Raw genomic sequence first — 20675 nt, forward strand, 5'->3', positions numbered from 1 at the left:
AAAACGCTCCGATCAGGGCTTTGGGCGCGGCGCGACGGCTTCGGCCATCTGTTCGAGAATAGCGGCGACATAGGCCTGTGTTTCGCGGAAGGGGGGCGTCCCGCCATGACGATCCACCGCGCCCATGCCGGCGTTATAGGCGGCCAAGGCCTTGATGACGTCGCCGTCGTAGCGGGCGAGCAGTGTTTTCAAGTAACGGGCTCCGCCGTCGATATTCGCGGCAGGATCGGTGGGATCCACTGACAGGTCCTTCGCCGTGCCCGGCATCAGTTGCATGACTCCGACGGCGCCCTTGATCGATCGCGCCTTGGGGTTCAGTCCGGACTCTCGCCGCGCGACGGCGGTAAGGAGGTCGGGGCTGAGGCTTGAGCGCTGGGCCGAGGACTCGAGAAGTCGCCTAATGGGCGCCGTTGTAGGGCGGGGGCGGCTCGGAGGAGTCGCGGGCGCCGCCGTCAAGGGATGCGCGACGCCATCGCCCAGAAACTGCGCCGGGCCATCATGACGACGCACCACGCCCTGGTCGTCGATCTCAAGCACCTGAGCGCTGGCCTGGGCGGCGAACAGCGTCGCCGTCATGGCCAAGCCCCCGGCCCAAGCCCGGCTGGATCGAACCGCAGTGCTCACCAAACCCCCACTCTTGTCACGCCCACGAGTATCACGCGCTTCCGGCGCGCTGCACAAGCGTCGCTGTCCCACGCGCTAGGCCATCGACTCCGTCGCGATCCGACGGATAATTCACAAAAGCGCGACGGATTCTTTTCGGCCCATCGTTCTAGACTTCATCTTCGGCTCGGACTTGCTCTTCGCGGGTGCGACCGAGAGTCGCGCTACGGATGCGAACTATCGGTTAAAAGGCAGTTTTGATTACACGTTAAGAAATTCGTCGCTCGCATCGGTTGGAGTGATCCGGCAGGCGGCATTCGGGGGAGGGCCTTATGGCCACGGGCGCGTCCAACAGTGCGACTTCGGCAGCGGTCATCGCTGCGACGGCGGCGGCGGCGGCCGTAGCCGTCCTTGCCGCGGGCAGCGGCGGCGTCTTGAACGGCGCGGAGGCCGGTGATCCGACGCCGGCTGATCTGCAGGCCGCGAGACTGCTCAACCTCGCGACGTTTGGCGCGACGGCGGACGCCGTGGCCGAGGCCCGAGGTCTGACGCCGGCGGCCTGGGTCAAGAGCCAGGCCGAGACGAAGTTCAGCGCCACTCACTTCATCGACTGGTATGTGCGGCGCGACACCGAGATCAACACCGCCGACTCCAAGAAGAAGGCGAGAGCCAGTTTCGGTCAGTTTCAGGAGGCGTTCTGGGCTGCAGCTTTGGCCGGACCCGAACAGCTTCGCACGCGGATGGCCTTCGCTCTGTCAGAGATCTGCGTGGTGTCGTTCCAAGGCTCGACCGTCACGGCGCGCATGGGCGCGGCCTATTTCGACATGCTGCGCGTCCGCGCGATGGGCTCCTATCGCGACCTGATCGAAGCCGTTTCGCTCTCGCCCGCCATGGGCATGTATCTGAACATCATCGGCAACATCCAGGCCGATACCGACAAGACCCGGCGCCCCGACGAAAACTACGCCCGCGAGATCATGCAGCTGATGTCCATCGGGCTCTATCAGCTCAATATGGACGGTTCGGCCAAGCTGGACGCCCAGGGCGCACCTATCCCGACCTATGGGCAGGACGACATCGCCGGCTTGGCCAAGATCTTCACAGGCTGGGGTTTCTGGTCGGCCAAGCCGTCCAGTTCGACCTTCGCGACGCCGCGCGACACTGACGCCGACATCAAGCCGCTGATGGCCTACACGGCCTATCACTCGCAATTGTCCAAGACCTTCTTGGGCGTGACCTTTCCGGCCTATAGCGCCTGGACGCCGCCGACGGGGACCGCCAAGAGCGTGGGCGCCTACCAGGTGGCCGGACTGAAGTTCGCGCTCGATACGCTGGCCAACCACCCTAACGCCGCGCCGTTCATCGCGCGACGGCTGATCCAGCGTTTCGTCAAGAGCAACCCCAGCCCCGCCTATATCGAGCGCGTCGCCAAGGTGTTTGTCGACGACGGAACCAAGACGCGCGGCAACCTCACGGCGGTAATCGCTGCCGTTCTGTCCGACGCGGAAGCGTGGTCGAGCAGCTTCGGCGACTTCGACGGCAAGCTGCGCGAGCCGACCTTGCGGCTTTCGGCCTTCCTGCGAGCGTTTTCCGCCTCGTCTGTCTCCAAGAACTATCTCGCGCCTTACGACTTCGCCCCAGCCTCCGCGTTCAACCAGGCGCCGCTGATGGCGCCGTCGGTCTTCAACTTCTGGATGCCGGACTTTGCGCCCCTAGGCGGCGCGATCGCCAAGGCCAACAAGGTCGCGCCCGAATTCCAGGGCGTGGACGTTTTGACGACCGCCAGCTACGCCAACAAGATCCTCAGCAACGTCCAGAACCAGAACTGGGGCAACAAGGACGTCGCCACGACCTACGCCAAGGAACTGGCCCTGATCGACGCCAAGGGTCTGGTCGACGCCAAGCGTTTGACGCGACGGCTCAACATGCTGCTGTTCGGCGGCCAGATGGGCGACAAGCTGGCCAAGCGGATCATCGACGTCGTCAACTCGACGACGACCACGATCGCCAAGCCGACGGCCGACCAACTCGCCGCGCTCAACCTCAACCGCGTTCGGAACGCCGTGGCCCTGGCCATGGTGTCGACCGACTTCCTGATCCAGCGCTGAAGGGGCCGATATGACGCGCCATCAAAAGCCCAGCCGCCGCGACGCCCTGAAGGGTCTGGTCGGCTTTGGGGCCGCCGCGCCGCTGGTCCTGAACCTGTCGACCGTGGGCGCCGCCGCCGCCGCCGAGAATCCGACCGACTACAAGGCCATCGTCTGCCTTTTCCTCGTCGGGGGAAATGACGCGAACAATCTGCTGCTCGCTACAGACGATGCGAGCTGGCAACGCTATTGGACCGCGCGGTTCCGCGGCGCCACGCCGATCGCCTTGATGCCGCCCGGAACGGCGCCGACGCCGATCGGGTCCATCAACACCGTCTCCAACCGACGGGTCACGGCCAGCAACTTCCCGGAGTATTGGGGCGGGGTGCGGGCGATCACGCCAAAGACGCCTCAGAAGATTCCTGGCGCCGCGGCCAACGCGCCGGCGCGGACCTTCGCCCTACATCCGCTGATGCCCAACATGCAGAACGCCTTCAACGCCGGGCGGCTGGCGGCGTTGGCCAATGTCGGCACGCTCCTGGCGCCCTTGACCAAGGCTCAGTACCAGAAGCCGACCACCGGCGTTCAGATCCCGCCGCGTCTGTTCTCGCACAACGACCAGCAGCAAACCTGGCAGACCGGCCAGGTCGGCTACAGCGCGCTAGGCTATGGCGGGCAGATGGGCGATGTCTTTGCTGTTTCGAGCAGCGCGTCGAGCATCAACTTCACCGCCTTCACCACCGCGGGCCTGACGGGTTTCCCGATTGGTGCGCAGGTCAAGCCCTACCGCATCTCGGTCACCGCGAGCGGTGGCAGTGGGGTGCAGGTTGATCTGCTTCAGAAGACCGGTTCCTACAACAACTCATCGACGTTCCTGTCGGCGCTTTCGGCGACGCTCCTGGGGAATGACGCCGACGGAAACCTGCTCGGACAGGCCTACGCCGACGCCATGACGACGTCCAACACCACGGCCACAACATTCACAAAGGCTTTGGCCAGCTCGCCCGTCAGCGCGCCGCCGGCGTTTACAAATCCGATGACCGGCGCGACGGCGTCCAATAACCTAGCTGACCAGTTCCGAGCCGTGGCGCAGACCATCGTCGCCAATGGAACCCTGGGGCCGAAGCGGCAGGTCTTTTTCGTCCAGATCGGTTCGTTTGACACGCACGATGGTCAGAACGACCGGCAGGGCCTGCTCTTGGCGCAGGTGGACCACGCTTTGGCCTATTTCGACGCCGAAATGGTCGCGCGTGGCTACGGTGACGCCGTGACAACATTTACGGCTTCGGACTTCAGCCGCACCTTCACCACCAATGGTGATGGTACGGATCACGCGTGGGGCGCGCACCACCTGATACTCGGCGGCGCGGTGAAGGGCGGAGATATTTACGGCCAGTTTCCTACGGTCGGCATTGATGACACGGCCACTGGCTTCAACAATCCGGACATGGCCGGCACCGCGCTGATCCCTACGACGTCCGTCGATCAGTACATGGCCACACTGGCCAAGTGGTTCGGCGTTCCGCCTGCCAGCCTTGCGAAGATCTTCCCGAGATTGTCGGCCTTCGCGACGCCGGATCTCGGCTTTATGAAGTCTGCTTGATCCCCCGCCTCAGGGCGGGCTCAAGGCGGGTCAGGCGGTTGCGATCGCCCTTGGCCGAGGTCTGAAGGTGGAGGCCCGGGCCGGAATCGAACCGGCGTGCACGGATTTGCAGTCCGCTGCGTCACCACTCCGCCACCGGGCCATCCGGATGTCGACGCAATCACGTCGGCGGGGGAGGGGGTTCGATACAGGAGCGCTCGCGGGGCCGCAACCGGCAAATCGATGACCGGGCCGACAGACGCAGCCGGCAAAGGACGTGCGTCGCTAGCGACGGCTTTAACAAGCGCGCCTTTGCGCCAAAGGCCAACATTCGGCTGGATTACCCCGCTAGGTCAGGCTAGGGCGCACATCAGCAACGTCCCGATCTCGGGGCGAGCGCTCTCGTGAGGGACAAATGCGCGTAGCGATGATTGGGACCGGCTATGTGGGCCTGGTGTCTGGGGCGTGCTTCGCCGACTTCGGCCACGTCGTGACATGCATCGACAAGGATCCCAGCAAGATCGAACGGCTCGAGCGGGGCGAAATTCCAATCTTCGAACCTGGGCTGGATGATCTGGTCGCCCGCAACGTGCGCGAAGGACGGTTGTTCTTCACCTTGGACGGCGCCCAGGCGATCAGGGAGGCCGAAGCGGTGTTCATCGCGGTGGGCACGCCGACGCGCCGCGGCGACGGGCACGCCGATCTCAGCTACGTCTACGCGGCGGCCGAGGAGATCGCCGGGCTGATCGACGGGTTCACCGTGGTGGTGACCAAGTCGACCGTGCCGGTGGGCACCGGGGACGAGGTCGAGGCTATCATTCGCAAGACCAATCCCAACGCTCAGTTCGCGGTGGTGTCGAATCCCGAGTTCCTGCGCGAGGGCGCCGCGATCGAGGACTTCAAGCGTCCGGATCGCGTGGTCGTGGGCACCGACGACGAGCGCGGCCAGGCGGTGATGCGCGATCTCTACCGGCCGCTTTCCCTGAACGAGACCCCGATCGTGTTCACGGGGCGGCGCACCAGTGAGCTGATCAAGTACGCGGCCAATGCGTTCCTGGCGATGAAGATCACCTTCATCAACGAAATGGCCGACCTCTGCGAGAAGGTCGGCGCCGATGTTCAGCAAGTGGCCAAGGGTATCGGCTTGGACAAGCGCATCGGTGCGAAGTTCCTCAACGCCGGTCCGGGCTATGGCGGCAGCTGCTTCCCGAAGGACACGATCGCGCTCGTGAAGACGGCTCAGGATTTCGGCGCGCCCACGCGGCTGATCGAGACCACGGTGCAGATCAACGACGACCGCAAGAAGGCGATGGCCGGCAAGATCGCCAGGGCCATGCAGCTCGACGACCTGACGGGCCGTACGATCGGCGTGCTGGGCCTGACCTTCAAGCCCAACACCGACGACATGCGAGACGCGCCAAGCCTGGACATCATTCCGGCCCTGCAGGCCTTGGGCGCTAAGGTTCAGGCGTTCGATCCCGAAGGCGCCCGGGAAGCCGCGCACATGCTCAAGGACATCGACTTCAAGGCCGGCGCCTATGAGGCCGCCGAGGGCGCCGATGCGCTGGTGATCCTAACCGAGTGGGATCAGTTCAGGGCCCTCGACCTGGATCGTCTGAAGCTGCTGATGCGGTCGCCGACGGTCGTGGACCTTCGCAATGTCTACAAGCCGGCTGAAATGGTCCGTCACGGCTTCACCTACGCCTCCATCGGGCGCGGCTGAGCGTGACCAAGGGCCCGATCATCGTCACAGGCGCGGCCGGCTTCGTGGGCTACCACGTGGCCGAGCGGCTGCTGCTGCGTGGTGAGCGCGTGATCGGGGTTGATGTGTTCAACGCCTACTATGATCCTGCGCTCAAGGAGGCGCGCGTCGCGCGGCTGATGGGGCGGGACGGCTTCGAGATGGTCCGCCTGGACATCGCCGAGCATCAGGCGTTCTCGGAGCTGATGGCGGCGTCCGGCGCCCGGCGCGTGGTCCATCTGGCCGCCCAGGCTGGAGTCCGCTACTCGATCGACAACCCCTTCGCCTACGAGCGCAGCAACCTGGCCGGTCATTTGTCGGTGCTCGAAGCCTGTCGCCACGCGGGCGTCGAGCATCTGGTCTATGCCAGTTCGTCCAGCGTCTATGGCGATCGGCCGCTGAATGGAGACGGCTTCAAGGAGAGCGATCCGGCCGAGAGCCCCGTGTCGCTGTACGCCGCCACCAAGCGTTCCTGTGAATTGCTGAGCCAGAGCTACGCCAAGCTGTATGGCTTTCCCCAATCCGGTCTGCGGTTCTTTACCGTCTATGGGCCATGGGGGCGACCGGACATGGCCTATTTCGGCTTCACCGAGAAAATGCTGCGAGGCGAGGCGATCGAGGTCTATGGCGGCGGCGAGATGGCCCGCGACTTTACCTATATCGACGATATCGTCGACGGGGTGCTGGGCGTGCTCGATCATCCTCCCGCTCCCGGCGGCCATGAGATCTATAACATTGGCGACAATGATCCCGTCGGCCTGATGGATATGATCACAACCCTGGAGGCGGCTCTGGGCGTGCAGGCCGAAAAGGTCTTCAAGCCGATGCAGCCTGGCGACGTCACCGCCACCTTCGCCAATATCGATAAGCTGAACGCGCTCTGCGGTTACAAGCCCAAGATCAAACTGGCGGAGGGGCTGGCGAAGTTCGTGGCCTGGCGTCGCAGCTTCGATCTTTCGGGCGCTTAAGCCTCTTCGGATCACCTGCCGCTGTTCCTCGCGGCCGGGGCATCAAGGGTTTTTCGATCGGATCGGCGGGCTCCGGCGCCGCTTTGGCGCGTCGGGGGCGCTCGCGCCATCGGTCGCCGTAAAGAGACGCTGTAATCCGCCGTTCATCCCGCAGACAGCCGGGGTTCACGGCTGCTCCCTAGCTCTTGTCCTGTGGGCGAAGGCCCGTTCCCCGAGGACAGGAATTGATGAGCAAGCAAGGGACATTCGTCGCGGTCGCCGCATCGGTATTGGCTATGACCGCAGTCGCTGGAAGCGCCCAGGCGGCTGAACGTGGCCAGATCCAGATCAAGGCTCTGGCCACGCACGTGGCGGTTGACGGCGCGATCACCAAGGTCAAGGTCGATCAGTTGCGCCTGCCCGCCGGTTCGGACACCCGCGCTAAGGACGCCTGGGTTCCGACCGTCGCGGTCGAGTATTTCTTTTCGCCGCGGGTCTCGGTCGAGACGATTTGCTGCGTGACGCAGCATGACGTGCGGGGCGCCGGCGCGCTGAAGGGCGCGACCCTGGTCGACAACGCCGAGGTCATCCCGGCCACGGTCACGCTGAAGTATCACCTGCCGATGACAGGAGGCGTGAAGCCCTATGTCGGCGCCGGTCCGGCTTACTTCCTGGTGTTCGGCGAGGGTGTCGGCGCCAACGCCAAGGCTCTGGGCGCCACCAAGGTTGGCCTCTCGAGCGAACTGGGGGCGGCTCTCCAGGCCGGCGTCGATATCCCGCTCGCTAACAAGGCGATGGGCCTGAGCATCGATGTGAAGCGCTACTTCGTGGACACGACGGCCCGGTTCCATGCGGGCGACCGGCTGGTGCTGGAAACCGAGCACGAGCTGAATCCCTGGGTGGCCAGCGCGGGGCTGACATGGCGCTTCTGATCGCCGGCCGCAGCGGCCTAGGCTTGGCGGTGGCGAGCCTTGCGCTCGCCGCCGCTGGAGCCGCGTGGGCGACCGACACGGATACCCAGGCCTGGTCGGTTGTCCAGGCCTCTGGCGCCCTGAGCGACAAGATGACTCTGACCGTCGACGGACAGGCGCGTTTCAGCGATGACGCCAGCCGTTTGGGACAGGTCATCTTCCGTCCCTCGCTTGGCTGGCGACTGGACACCACGACCACCGTGTCGGCGGGTTACGCCTATGTCCGCTCGACGCCCAAGGGGCGGTCGACGACCCACGAGCATCGCGGCTGGCAGCAGTTGTCCTACCGCCTGGCGGGAGACGGCAAGGGCGTCACCCTGACGGGGCGCACACGTCTGGAACAGCGCTGGGTCGAAGATCGCGACGGGACGGGCTGGCGGATGCGCCAGCAGGTTCGCTTCACCACGCCTTTGAAGGACGGTGTCCGAGCCGTCGCATGGACAGAGGCGTTTGTCGGCCTCAACCAGACCCGTTGGGGACAGCGTGACGGCCTGCACCTTTGGCGCAGCTTCGCGGGCGTCTCCGTTCCGATCAGTAAGGCGGTCACGCTGGAGCCGGGTTACCTGCACCAGCGCGCCTACCGCACCGGCCCAGACCAGGTGACCCACGCCGCCGCCGTCTGGATCAATCTGCAATTCTAATGAAAGGAGCCACATCGTGAGAAGCTTGGCAGTCCCCTTCGGCGCCGCCGCGTCGGCCGCGCTTTGCGTCGCTGGCCCGGCCCAGGCCTCGGTCGGCCACAAGCCCCTTCACGCCGCGCTCGTGAAGATGACGCCCGAGACGATCGCCGAGCGCATCGAGGTGCGCGATGATCCGCTCGAGGACCACGTGCTGTTCAGCTCCAAACCAGTCTTCCGCAAGGGGGGCTTCAGCCACGGCGTGGCCGTGCGCGATGGCTTCATCAAGGCCGCCAAGTCGCGGGATGGCGCGGGCGTCTCCTGGCGGGTCACCTACGACCTGACCTATTACGGCGCGCGTCTGGATGTGACCCAGATTCATGTACGGGGTTCTGACGGACTTCTGAAGCTCGCGCCGACGACCGTGCGGCGCTGGAGCGAAGAATGCGGCGAGGTGCTCGTCACCTGCGGTCGACACATGACGGTGGAGTTCGAAGTGCCCGAGACGGTCATCCGCGCCGTCGCGGCGACCTACCGGCCGGGCGACCGCATGCCTTGGAGCGTGCGCTTGAAGGATGACCAGGGCGAGGGTCTGACCGTGGGCTTGGCGCCCGTCGAGGTCGCTGGATTGGTGAGCGCCGTCGACCGCTGGAAACGTTAGCGGGGTTTCCGCCTCGGGCAGTACAGTTGCTGAACTGTTCGAAAGCCGCGCCCTAGAGGCGCGGCTTTCTGCGTCTTTGCGGGACAGTTGTTCTGTAATCCGGCGTTCATCCGCGCGACAGTTCAGGTTCACTTGCCCCTTCTATCCCTGAGGACACGGCGTTCGACGCCGCACAGATCAGGAGAAGATAATGAACCCTCGCTCTCTAATCGCCGCCGGCGCGCTCCTTGCGGCGGTCGCGACCGCTCCGGCCGCCTGGGCGAGCACGACCTACACGGGCGCTCTGACGGAAGCCGAAGTGCTGGCCGCTCAAAAGGCCTGGGGCGAGGCGCTGGTCGCCATCGCTCGCGAACATGAGACCGGCGGCCACGCCAAGGCCAAGGCGCTGGCGAGCACCGTGCTCGACAAGGCCTACGGTTACAACCTGGGGCCGGTGCTGTTCAAGCCGACCCTGACCGTGGCGCCGCAGACCTTCCGCACCACCAAGGACGGCGCCCTGGCCTACTTCGTCGGCGGTGATCCGAACTATCCGAACGACAAGGGCTTTGCGCTGCAAGGCTGGCGTTCGGTGGAGATCAAGAACGCCGCCGTCCAGATCCATGGCGACACCGCCAGCACCACCGGCAACGTCATGATGACTGACAAGAACGGCAAGGTGACGACGGTGGACAAGACCTGGACCTTCAAGAAGACCGACGACGGCGCGATCCGCATCGTCGCCCACCATTCGTCGCTGCCTTACGCCGCGAAGTAGATCCCCACCCCCTCTTTGAATCCCCTTGTCTTCGCCCGCGCGGTCCCTCTGCCGCGCGGGCGTCTTTTTTCCGAGAGCGTCAGGCGCTGAGGGGCGCGCGAGCCGGATCGGGTTCCAGTCTGTATCCGAGGCCGCGCACCGTGGTGATGAAGGACGATGCGTTCGGCGGGTCGATCTTGGCGCGGAGCCGGCGGACATAGACGTCGACCACGTTCGTCAGCGGGTCTTCGTCGACGCCCCAGACATTCGACAGGATGCGCTCGCGGCTCAGCACGCGGCCCGGTGAGGACAGGAACAGCTCGAGCAACGCCAACTCACGGGCGGTCAGCACGATCTCTTCGCCGTCCCGCTAGACGCGCATCGTCGACCGGTCGAGCTCGACGGCGCCCACCCTGATCTTCTTGGCGGTCGGCGCGCGCTGCTCCCGCGACCGTCGAAGCAAGGCTTCGATCCGCGCCAGCAATTCCTCGAAGGAGAACGGCTTGACGAGGTAGTCGTCGGCTCCGGTTCGCAGGCCTGTCACCCGGTCGTCAACCGCCCCCAGGGCGGTGAGCATCAGCACGGGCGTCATGACGCCGGCGGCGCGAAGGGTCTGGCACACCTCCATGCCCGTCATCTTGGGCAGCATGAGGTCCAGCAGGATGACGCCGCTCTGATCAAGCTCGCGCAGCATGGCGTCGAGATCCCGGGCGGCTTCCAGGCCGGTGATCCCGTCCCGGGCGACCCGAACCTTGTAGCCCTCGGCCTTCAGCCCGCGCTCAAGGAAGTCGGATACGCGCGCATCGTCCTCTACGACCAAGATGTGCATCTAGAGGACTCCTTCGGACGGCGCCGGTTCAGTCTTGGGTAGGGTCAGGATCGCCCTGACGCCTCGGTTCGTCTCGCTTTCCAGCCGCAAGGCGCCGCCTTGGCGTTCGGTAAGGGCCTTGGCGATGGGCAGGCCCAGACCGGTCCCATCGGCGCGGTGGGCGCGCGCGGCGGCCGACCGGTAGCCGCGTTCGAAGACATGCGCCAGATCAGGTGGTGCGATGCCGATGCCGTGATCCTTGATCTCCAGCCGCCAGATCTCCGGCGTGGCCGCATCGGATCCGGCCACAATCTCGACCGCACCGCCGGGATGCGAATAGCGTATGGCGTTGTCGATCAGCAGAGCCATCACCTGCTGCAGCCGTTGACCGTCGGCAGCGACGCGAGCCGGGGCGTCCTCTATGGCGACCTGGAGTTCCACCTCGCGCACGTGGGCGATGGGCGACAGCGTCGCGATGGCTTCTTCGAGGGCTTGGCGCGGGTCAACCTCGGTCAGGTTCAAATGCAGGATCTCGGCGTCGCTGCGAGCCATCATCAGGAGGTCCTCGATCAACGCGCCCATCTGGCCGGAGGCCTGGGTGATACGCTGGAGGGCGTCGCGATAGTCGTCCAACGATTTGCGGCCGCGAAGCGCCACTTCGGCCTCGCCGCGAATAGCGGTCATCGGCGTGCGCAGCTCATGGCTGATGTCGCCGAGCAACTGACGCCGTCGAGCCTCGACCTGACGCAGTTCACCGAGCGCGGCCTCCAGTTCCTTGGTCCGAGTGGCGACCTGGACCTCCAGGCCTGCGCGTAGTTCGGCCTCTTGCTCCCGTCGCGCCGAGAGTTCGGCGGCCATGCGGTTGATGCTGACGCCCAGGCGCGAGAACTCCAGAAAGCCGCCCTCCGGCATCCGGTGGTCCAGACGCCCCTGCTCGAACGCGCGCGCGCCTTCGGACATCGCCGACAGAGGGCGGCGTAGCGCACGCGTGAAGTAGAAGGCGAGAACGATCGCCATCAGGCCAAGGGTTCCCGCGGCGGACCAGCTCAGGACCTTCACCCGCATGAGGTAAAGGTCAGCGACCTGGCGGGTTCGCTTTAGGATATCGGCCTCGGTCCGGATCCGCTCATTCAGCATTTCCCGCAAGTCGCGACCTGCGCCCTTGTCGAAGACGGACTCGATCGCCGCCCATGCCGTCAGGGCGTCTTGGGTCGGGCCTCGTCGGTTGATATCGGCGATTGGCTCGCGCAGCGCCACGACGCTTTGAGACAAGAGCTTTAGGGCGTCGTCGCGCTGAGCGCTTTCGCCGGACTGGATGCCCATGGCCCGATCCATCTGCTCAGCCCGCGCGCTGAGGTCCTGCAGGCGTACGATGGCGTCAGACATACGCAGGCGGAGCATTTCGCCGTCACCCGGCGCGTGCGGCGCCCCCATCAGGGCGCGCAGGGACCAGGCGCGCAAGCGCTGCTTGGTGGCTGAAAGCTCCCAGAACGTACTTTGCAGATCACCGGCCACACGCCCCCGAAGGACTTGGTCCTCGGCTCGGTTGGCGATCCAGGCCGCGAGACCGCCTTGCGCGAGCGCCAGGGCCGCCATCAATGCAAAGGCCACCGTCAGGCGGGCTGAAAATGGTCGCTGCACCCAGATCTCCATAAATAAAGCGGCCATTGTAGAGATAGGCGCAAGCGCCGTCCTTGCCAGCATGGCCTCAATGGCGCGCCGCCGGAGCAAATGGCGCTACTGGGCCAAACCCTGGAGGCGGTAGCCCACCCCGGGCTCGGTCAGGATCAATCCAGGGTGCGCCGGGTCGTCTTCAAGCTTCTGCCGGAGCTGCCCGACGAACACTCTCAGATACTGGGTGTCATGCGCGTGCGCAGCGCCCCACACACCAACCAGGAGCTCCTTGTGGGTCAGCACTTTGCCGGGCGATAGGGCCAAGCGCGCCAGGAGTTCGAAAGCCTTGGGCGACAGCTTTACGGCCCCGCCGGCCTTGGTCACCAAACGCAGGTCCAGATCGATAACGACATCTCCGAAGGTGAGCGGACCCGTGCTCCTCTTCGGCGTCGCCGACTGGCGCAGCGCCACGCGCAGCCGCGCCAACAGTTCGCCGACGCCGAAAGGCTTTTCGACATAGTCGTTGGCGCCGCGATCCAGGGCCTCGATCTTCTCGACCTCGCGGTCGCGGGCCGAAAGGATCAGGATCGGCCCCTGGTAGAACGCTCTGGCCTTTTCGAGGACGTCCTTGCCGTCCATGTCGGGCAGGCCAAGATCCAGCACGACGGCGTCGGGCGACCACAGGGCGATGCCGCGCAGGCCCTCCTGGCCGCTGTCGGCGCGCAGGGGTTCGTAGCCAGCCGCGTCCAGAGCAGGGCCCAGGAAGCGGTGGATCTGCGGCTCGTCGTCTATGACGAGGATGCGGTGGCGAAGCGCGCTCATGCGGGTGTCATAGCAGGTGATGCGGCGTCGCGACGGCCTTGGGCAAGCTGATCAGGATCCGCGTGCCCTTCCCGTCGTGGATGGGGCTGGCGGCGGCGATCCGTCCGCCCAACGCATCGATGAAGCCCTTGGCGATCGAAAGGCCCAGGCCCGCGCCTTGAGTGCGGTCGCTGGGCTCCTCCATGCGGCGGAATTTGTCGAACACCCGCTCCAGTTCCGATGTGGGTATGCCGCGTCCTTCGTCCTCGATGCTGATCACGACGTTGCCGCGATCCTCATAGGCGGCCATTTCGATGCGCGCCTCAGACGGACTATAGGCGATGGCGTTTTCGAGGACATTGACCACTACCTGCTCCAGCAGGCTCGCATCGGCTTGGACCAGGGACAGCTCCCGAGGAAAATCCCGGGCGAGCGCCCGCCCGCCCAGGCGGCGCGACACCCGATCGGCGGCGGTGTTCAGCACGTCGCGGACGTCTAGCCAGTCGGTCCGCAGTCGCAGAGCGCCGCCTTCGATGCGCGTCATGTCGAGCAGGTTTGCGACGTAGCGGTTCAGTCGTTCGGCCTCCTCGCGAATGCTGACGATCAGGTCCTCGCGCACCGGCCTGGCCAGCTTGTCCCCGTAGTCGATCAGGGTCGTCGAAGCGCCCAGCACCGTCGACAGCGGCGTTCGCAGATCGTGGCTGACCGAGTTCATCAGGGCCGAGCGGAAGCGGTCGGCGCGGCGCAGGGTTTCGGCCTCGACAGCCTCGGCCGCGAGCTGCGAGCGCTCCAGCGCGACGGCCCCCTGTTCCAGCAGCGCCAGCACAAGGCGCTCCTGGTCCGGCCCCAACGGCGCGCCGCCCGCGGCCAGGCCGGCGACGCCCGTGCGGGCGCGGACGCCGTCCAGCGGCCAGAACGTCCATCGGGCCTGGGGCAGGGTCCCGGTTCCGAAGCCGGCGGCTTCGCCCTTTTCCCAAGCCCATCGTGCGGCCGCCATCTGCCCGGCGTCCAAGGTGGCGAGTTCGGGCGAGCCGTGGGTGACTGCAATTTCATCCCCTTCAGGCAGAAGCACGACGGCGCGTGCGCCGGCGGCGGCTGAAACCTGTTCCACCAGAGCCTTGGCGACGGCGTCGCGGCCGCTGGCGGCGGAGAACGTCCGGCTGGCGGCGAGCAGGGTGGTGACGGCGGCGGCGCGGCGTTGCGATCCCAGCGCCTGTTCGCGCACTCGGCCGGCGAGCCCGCCCGAGGCCAGGGCCACCGCCCAGAACACGACCAGGGTGATGAAGTCCGTGGGCGCGCCGACGGCGAGACTGTAGCGCGGTTCGAGGAACAGATAGTTGTAGACGAGGAACGCCACGGTCGCCGCCGCCAGTGCGGGGCGCAGGCCGTGCAAGACGCCCGCCGCCAGGACGGCCGCCAGGAAGATCATCCCGAGATCGACACGATCGAACGCCACGTCCAGACCCCAGGCCGCCAGGGTGGCGACCGCGATGAACAGGGCTCCGACCGCATAGCCGCGCCAACGATCGGGCCGGGGCGGCTCAGGTGCGGGCGACCTCCGCTCGGGCGCGGCCTCGGTGACGACGTGAACCGCCACGCCGCGGGCTTCGCGGAGCAGGGCGTTGGCCAAGGAGCGCCCCAGAAGCTCGCGCCAGCGGCTCTCGATCGCCTTGCCGATGACGATCTGGGTGACGTTGTGGCGCCGCGCATAGGCCATCACCGTCTCGACGATGTCGCCGCCGCTGAGGGCGATGGTCGCGCCGCCCAATTGCTCGGCCAGGCGGTAGGCCTCGCGGAGGCGCGCCGCGTCGCCATCCTTGGCCAGCGGCCGATCGGTCCGCTCCACGTGGGTGACGGTCCATGGCGCGTCCATCATCATGTCCGACAATCGCCGGCCGGCCCGCACCAGGGTGGCCGCCATCGCATCGCCGCTGACCAGGACGAGGATCCGCTCGCCCGCCGCCCAGGGCCCTTCGACGCCCTTCTCGCGCATGGTGGCGACCAGCTGGTCGTCGACGGTCTGGGCCGCGCGACGAAGCGCCAGCTCGCGCAGGGCGGTGAGGTTCTCGACCTTGAAGAAGTTGTCCGAGGCCAGGCGCGCGGTCTCGGGCACATAGACCTTGCCGGCGGCCATCCGCTCGCGCAGTTCGTCGGGCGTGATGTCCACCAGCTCGATAGCGTCGGCGCGGGAGAGGGCGCTGTCGGGCACCGTCTCACGCTGGCGCACGCCGGTGATGCGCTGGACGACGTCGACCAGACTCTCAAGGTGCTGGACGTTCAGCGTTGTCCAGACATCGACGCCGGCTGCCAGCAACTCCTCCACGTCCTGCCAGCGCTTGGGATGCCGCGAGCCAATCGCGTTGGAGTGGGCGTACTCGTCGACCAGCAGGATCTTCGGCTTGCGCGTCAGGGCCGCGTCGATGTCGAACTCCATCTGGACACGGCCGCGGTGCTCGATCGGCTTCCGGGGCAGGACCTCCATGCCGCGCAGCAGGCTTTCGGTCTCGCGGCGGCCATGGGTCTCGACGACGCCGATCAGGACGTCCGCGCCTTCGGCCTTCCGGCGGCGCGCGGCGCGCAGCATTTCATAGGTCTTGCCCGCGCCGGGCGCCATGCCCAGAAACACCTTGAGGCGCCCCCGGCGCGCCTTGTTGGCGGCGGCCAGGAGCGCCTCGGGGTCGGGGCGCCCGGGTTCTTTTTGAGAGGAGCGTTCGTCAGCCGGCACTAGCCGCCTTTCGTGAAGCGGGCGTCGAGCGCCCGGTTGAGGGCCAGTACGTTGACGCTAGGCTGACCGATGAAGCCCAGTAGCGGCTGCTGAACCTGGGCGTCGATCAGCGCCGTGATCTGGCTTTCCGTAACCCCGCGCGCCTTGGCGACGCGGGGCGCCTGGAAGCGGGCATTGGCCGGCGAGATGTCCGGATCAAGACCTGAGGCCGAGGTGGTGACCGCGTCTGCCGGGATGACCGCGCCGGGGTTCTCGGCCCGCAAAGCGGCGGCGTCGCCTTTTTCCCGCGCGATCAGCTTGTCGTTCAGCGGGCCCATGTTGGAGCCGCTGGAGGCCGTGGCGTCGTAGCCGTTCCCCGCCGCCGAGGGGCGGCCGTGGAAGTATTCGGGCTTGGCGAAGGCCTGGCCGATCAAGGCCGAGCCGATGACCTGGCCGTTTGCGTCGCGGACGAGGCTGCCATTGGCCTGGACCGGAAAGGCCGCCTGGGCGACGCCCGTGACGGCCAGCGGATAGGCCAGGCCCAGCAGGGCGGTGAACAGGCCCATCGAAACCAGGGCCGGACGAAGATGCGAAAGCATGACGGATGAGTCTCCGATGGCTCGTGTTTACGCCAGACCCAGGGCCGAGACCACGAGGTCGATCAGCTTGATGCCGACGAACGGGGCGATCAGGCCGCCAAGGCCATAGAGGGTCAGGTTGCGCGACAGCAGCTTGCCGGCGCCGACGGCGCGGTATTTCACGCCCTTCAGGGCCAGCGGGATCAGGGCGACGATCACCAGGGCGTTGAAGATCACCGCCGACAGGATGGCGCTCTGCGGGCTGTGCAGCTTCATCACGTTCAGCGCCCCCAGGGCCGGCAACGAGACCACGAACATCGCCGGGATGATGGCGAAGTACTTGGCCACGTCGTTGGCGATCGAGAAGGTCGTCAGGGCGCCGCGGGTGATCAGCATCTGCTTGCCGACCTCGACGATCTCGATGACCTTGGTCGGGTCGCTGTCGAGGTCGACCATGTTGCCGGCCTCGCGGGCGGCCTGGGCGCCGGTCTGCATAGCGACGCCGACATCGGCCTGGGCGAGGGCGGGGGCGTCGTTGGCGCCGTCGCCGCACATGGCCACCAGGCGGCCCTTGCCCTGTTCCTCGCGGATCAGCCGCAGCTTGTCCTCGGGCGTGGCTTCGGCCAGGAAGTCGTCGACGCCTGCCTCGGAGGCGATGGCGGCGGCGGTCACAGGGTTGTCGCCGGTGATCATTACCGTGCGAAGGCCCATGCGGCGAAGGTCCGCGAACCGCTCCTTCACCCCAGGCTTCACCACATCCTTCAAGTGGATGACGCCGACCAGGACGCCGTCTTCGCTGACCGCCAGCGGCGTGCCGCCCGAGCGGGCGATGCGATCCACGGCGGCCGTCAGTTCGGCCGGAATGCTTTTGGGCTCCAGCGCCAGGGAACGGTAGACGGCGTCCACAGCGCCCTTGCGCCAGGAGTGGCCGTCGTGGTCCAGGCCCGACTGGCGTGTCTGGGCGGTGAACGGGATCGAGGTCGCGCCCTCGGGCGGCTCCACCGTCAGGCCGGCGTTGCGGGCCAGTTCGACGATCGAGCGGCCTTCCGGGGTCTCGTCGGCCAGCGAGCCCATCAAGGCCGCCCTCATGGCCGCTTCGGGACGCACGCCGGGCGCGGGGATCACTTCGGTCGCCATGCGGTTGCCGAAGGTGATGGTGCCAGTCTTGTCGAGCAGCAGGGTGTCGACGTCGCCCGCCGCCTCGACAGCGCGGCCCGAGGTCGCCAGGACATTGACCTTTAGCAGGCGGTCCATGCCAGCGATGCCGACGGCGCTGAGCAGCCCGCCGATGGTCGTGGGGATCAGCGTGATGAACAGCGCACCCAGCACCAGCGGGTCCAAAGCGACGCCCGAGAACTTGCCCAGGCCCAGCAGGGTCACGACCGCGATCAGGAAGATCAGGGTCAGGCCCGCCAACAGGACGGCCAGGGCGATCTCGTTCGGCGTCTTGCGACGGTCGGCGCCCTCTACCATGGCGATCATTCGGTCAAGGAAGGTCGAGCCCGCCTCCGCCGTCACCCGCACCTTGATCCAGTCGGAGACCACCGTGGTGCCGCCGGTCACGGCTGAGCGGTCGCCGCCGCTTTCGCGAATGACTGGAGCGCTTTCGCCGGTGATAGCCGCTTCGTTGACGCTGGCCATGCCCTCGATGATCTCGCCATCGGTCGGGATGACCTCGCCGGCCTCGACCAGGATCACCTCGCCCACGCCCAGCTTGTGGGCGGGGGTGGGAATCCAGGTCCCGGTGTTGGGATCGACGATGAGCTTGGCCTTTGTCGTCACGCGGGTGGCGCGCAGGCTGTCGGCCGCCGCCTTGCCGCGCCCCTCGGCGACGCTCTCTGCGAGGTTGGCGAACAGCACCGTGGCCCATAGCCAGACGGCGATCTGGATGGCGAAGCCCGCCGCCTGGTGGGTCGCCACCGCCGCGACCGCCGAGACGGTCGACAGCAGGGCCACCAGCCAGGTGGCGAAGATCACCGGGTTGCCGGTCAGCTTGCGCGGATCGAGCTTGAGGAAGGCGTCCTTGGCCGCGCGGGCCAGGACGGGGCCGGAGAGGCCGCCGGCGAGGGGGCGTCGACCCTGATCGGCGTGGATATCGATCGAACTCATGGGATCACCACTCAGCGGAGGGCCGCGACCGCGCCGAGCGCTTGGAAGTGCTCGACGATCGGTCCCAGCGCCATCGCGGGGAAGAACTGCAGGCCGCCCAGGATCAGGATCACCCCGATCAAGAGGCCGATGAAGAGACCGCCGTCGGTCGGCAGGGTGCCGGCCGTGGGGGCGAGCTTGGGCTTGGCGACCAGGCTGCCGGCGATGGCCAGGACGGCGACGATCGGCAGGAAGCGGCCCAGCGCCATGGCGATCCCCAGCGTCACGTTCCACCAGGGCGCGTTGGCGGTCAGGCCGGCGAAGGCCGAGCCGTTGTTGGCCGTGCCCGAGACATAGGCGTAGAGGATCTCCGAAAGGCCGTGCGGGCCGCTGTGCATCAGGCCCTTCAGCGCCTCCGGCAGGACGGCGGCGATCCCTGAGAAGCCCAGCATGGACAGCGGGATGATCACCACCGCCAGGATCGAGAACTGGATCTCGCGCGCCTCGACCTTCTTGCCCAGGTATTCGGGGGTGCGGCCGACCATCAGGCCGGCGACGAACACCGACAGCAGGGCCATGACGACCATGATGGCGACGCCCGAGCCGATGCCGCCAGGCAGGATCTCGCCCAACTGCATCAGGAACATGGCGATCCCGCCACCCAGGGGCATCAGGCTGGAGTGCATGCCGTTGACCGAGCCGTTAGACGCCCCGGTGGTCATGGCGACCCAGGCGGCCGTGGCGGGCGCGCCGAAGCGGACCTCCTTGCCTTCCATGTTCACGCTCGTGTCGACCTTGGCCGCGACCTGGGCGGGCGGGGCTTGGGTTTCGGTCGCGTAGACACCCGCCGCGCCGGCGAACAGCAGCACGAAGGCGGCGATCACCAGGGCGCGGACGTCCTTCTTGGCCATCACGGTGCGGCCAAAGGCGAAGAACGCCGCCCACCCAAGAGTATTGATCGAGACGGCCGTGATCAGGTTGGTCAGGGGAGTGGGGTTCTCGAACGGGTGGGCCGAGTTGGCGTTGAAGATACCGCCGCCATTGATCCCCAGCATCTTGATCGCCTCCTGCGAGGCCACGGCGTAGAGCGAGATTTTTTGCTCGGCCCCTTCCAGCGTATGGGCGGTGACGCCGGCGGCCAGGGTCTGCGGCAAGCCCAGGGTGACGAGTAGGACCGCGACCACGAAGGCCAGCGGCAGCAGCAGATAGAGCGTGGTGCGGATCAGGTCGGCCCAGAAGTTGCCGACGCCTTCGCCGCGATTGGCGACAAACGCCCGCGCCAGGGCCGCCGCCACGGTCGCGCCGGTGGCGGCCGAGACGAAGTTCTGGACCGTCAGCACCAGCATCTGGCTGAGCGTCGACATCGTGCTTTCGCCCGCGTAGCTCTGCCAGTTGGTGTTGGTGACGAAGCTGAAGGCGGTGTTGAACGCCAAATGGCCCGAAAGACCCGGGAAGCCCTGCGGGTTCAGCGGCAGCACGCCCTGCAGGCGCAGCACCGCATAGACGAAGGCAAAGCCGATCAGGTTGAAAGCCAGCAGGGCCATGGCGTAGGCGTGCCAGCTCTGGCTCTTCTTGGGATCAACACCGCAGGCCTTATAGAACAGGCCTTCAACGGGATGCATCACGGGGTCTAGGAAAGTCTTCTCCCCGTTCCAGACGCGGGAAAGAAGAACGCCCAGCGGCCAGCCGATGGCGACCGCCAGGCTCAGGGTCAGGGCGATCTCCGCCCATCCTTGCCATGTCATGGGAAAGGGTCCGTCAGAACTTGTCGGGCCGCAGCATCGCCGCGACCATGTAGCCGGCGACCACGATCGCGCCGGCGCCCCACAGGATGTTCACGAGCATCGTCAGACGCGCCTCAGCGCGGCGACGAACGCGCCGAACAGGGCGAACAGGCCAAGCGCCAGCGCCCCATAGAGAAGATCAGCCATCACGGCCTCCTTGGATGTCGGAGGCTAAGGACGACGGACGCGCATAAAGGCGCCATGCGGAAGCGGCGAATGCGCGTAAAGACGGCGTAAAGAGACCCGTGCGCTCGATCTGCCCGCGTTTTATCTGCACCGCTGTAGGGCGGCCCTGAAGCTGGGCCGTCTCGTCCCAAACATCGTTCCCCAAGTGCGATGTGGAACGCGACGGATCG

At 66.6% G+C, this 20675-nt stretch carries 15 protein-coding genes, 1 tRNA gene and 1 pseudogene; 8 read left to right on the forward strand and 9 right to left on the reverse strand.

All coding sequences use genetic code 11. The features are described 5' to 3' along the window. Positions 1-12: 12 nt before the first annotated feature. On the reverse strand, positions 13-576 hold the full coding sequence (locus CSW63_RS03585; protein WP_082749384.1) for a lytic transglycosylase domain-containing protein: 564 nt from the start codon (positions 574-576) through the stop codon (positions 13-15). A 359-nt stretch (positions 577-935) separates the two neighbouring features. On the opposite strand from CSW63_RS03585, the gene CSW63_RS03590 reads away from it, so the two are divergent. Next, positions 936-2711 (forward strand): DUF1800 family protein, encoded by a 1776-nt coding sequence (locus CSW63_RS03590; RefSeq protein WP_062094446.1) that lies wholly within the window; start codon positions 936-938, stop codon positions 2709-2711. 10 nt (positions 2712-2721) lie between these two features. Continuing rightward, positions 2722-4293: a DUF1501 domain-containing protein gene (locus CSW63_RS03595; RefSeq protein ID WP_062094447.1), complete on the forward strand. Its 1572-nt coding sequence runs from the start codon at positions 2722-2724 to the stop codon at positions 4291-4293. A 68-nt stretch (positions 4294-4361) separates the two neighbouring features. Here the strand turns inward: CSW63_RS03595 and CSW63_RS03600 are convergent. Continuing rightward, positions 4362-4435: transfer RNA gene (locus CSW63_RS03600), tRNA-Cys, on the reverse strand. A 252-nt stretch (positions 4436-4687) separates the two neighbouring features. On the opposite strand from CSW63_RS03600, the gene CSW63_RS03605 reads away from it, so the two are divergent. From CSW63_RS03605 to CSW63_RS03630, 6 genes are all read left to right on the forward strand, one after another. Further along, the gene (locus CSW63_RS03605; protein WP_062094448.1) at positions 4688-5995 is read left to right on the forward strand and encodes a UDP-glucose/GDP-mannose dehydrogenase family protein; all 1308 of its coding nucleotides are present in this window, start codon (positions 4688-4690) and stop codon (positions 5993-5995) included. A 2-nt stretch (positions 5996-5997) separates the two neighbouring features. Continuing rightward, entirely contained in the window at positions 5998-6981 is a 984-nt protein-coding gene (locus CSW63_RS03610; RefSeq protein WP_062094449.1) for an NAD-dependent epimerase/dehydratase family protein, read from the forward strand. A gap of 227 nt (positions 6982-7208) precedes the next feature. Then, the gene (locus tag CSW63_RS03615) at positions 7209-7892 is read left to right on the forward strand and encodes an OmpW family outer membrane protein (protein ID WP_062094450.1); all 684 of its coding nucleotides are present in this window, start codon (positions 7209-7211) and stop codon (positions 7890-7892) included. Then, positions 7856-8572: a DUF2490 domain-containing protein gene (locus tag CSW63_RS03620; protein WP_062094452.1), complete on the forward strand. Its 717-nt coding sequence runs from the start codon at positions 7856-7858 to the stop codon at positions 8570-8572. The genes CSW63_RS03615 and CSW63_RS03620 overlap by 37 nt, the downstream gene beginning before the upstream one ends. A 16-nt stretch (positions 8573-8588) precedes the next feature. Further along, complete coding sequence (locus CSW63_RS03625) at positions 8589-9209, forward strand: hypothetical protein (protein WP_127846929.1); 621 nt, start codon at positions 8589-8591, stop codon at positions 9207-9209. A gap of 190 nt (positions 9210-9399) precedes the next feature. Next, positions 9400-9963 carry a hypothetical protein gene (locus tag CSW63_RS03630; protein WP_062094456.1) on the forward strand — a complete coding sequence of 188 codons (564 nt, stop codon included), beginning with the start codon at positions 9400-9402 and terminating at the stop codon, positions 9961-9963. 79 nt (positions 9964-10042) lie between these two features. Here CSW63_RS03630 and CSW63_RS03635 read toward each other — a convergent pair. The 7 genes and pseudogenes from CSW63_RS03635 to kdpA all read right to left on the reverse strand — a co-directional run bounded on the left by CSW63_RS03635 (position 10043) and on the right by kdpA (position 20280). Further along, positions 10043-10771, reverse strand: a pseudogene (locus CSW63_RS03635) (response regulator transcription factor). Beyond that, positions 10772-12403: a cell wall metabolism sensor histidine kinase WalK gene (locus CSW63_RS03640; protein ID WP_168193731.1), complete on the reverse strand. Its 1632-nt coding sequence runs from the start codon at positions 12401-12403 to the stop codon at positions 10772-10774. Positions 12404-12487: 84 nt separating this feature from the next. Then, entirely contained in the window at positions 12488-13186 is a 699-nt protein-coding gene (locus tag CSW63_RS03645) for a response regulator (protein WP_062094460.1), read from the reverse strand. A 7-nt stretch (positions 13187-13193) separates the two neighbouring features. Continuing rightward, positions 13194-15890, reverse strand: a complete 2697-nt coding sequence (locus tag CSW63_RS03650) for a sensor histidine kinase KdpD (protein WP_062094462.1) — start codon at positions 15888-15890, stop codon at positions 13194-13196. After that, complete coding sequence (gene kdpC, locus CSW63_RS03655; protein WP_062094463.1) at positions 15890-16468, reverse strand: potassium-transporting ATPase subunit KdpC; 579 nt, start codon at positions 16466-16468, stop codon at positions 15890-15892. The genes CSW63_RS03650 and kdpC overlap by 1 nt, the downstream gene beginning before the upstream one ends. A 27-nt stretch (positions 16469-16495) precedes the next feature. Further along, entirely contained in the window at positions 16496-18556 is a 2061-nt protein-coding gene (kdpB, locus tag CSW63_RS03660; RefSeq protein ID WP_062094464.1) for a potassium-transporting ATPase subunit KdpB, read from the reverse strand. A gap of 11 nt (positions 18557-18567) precedes the next feature. Beyond that, complete coding sequence (gene kdpA, locus CSW63_RS03665; RefSeq protein WP_062094465.1) at positions 18568-20280, reverse strand: potassium-transporting ATPase subunit KdpA; 1713 nt, start codon at positions 20278-20280, stop codon at positions 18568-18570. Between the last annotated feature and the right edge of the window lie 395 nt (positions 20281-20675).

The sequence above is a fragment of the Caulobacter sp. FWC26 genome (assembly GCF_002742645.2).
In the GTDB taxonomy this organism is placed as follows: domain Bacteria; phylum Pseudomonadota; class Alphaproteobacteria; order Caulobacterales; family Caulobacteraceae; genus Caulobacter.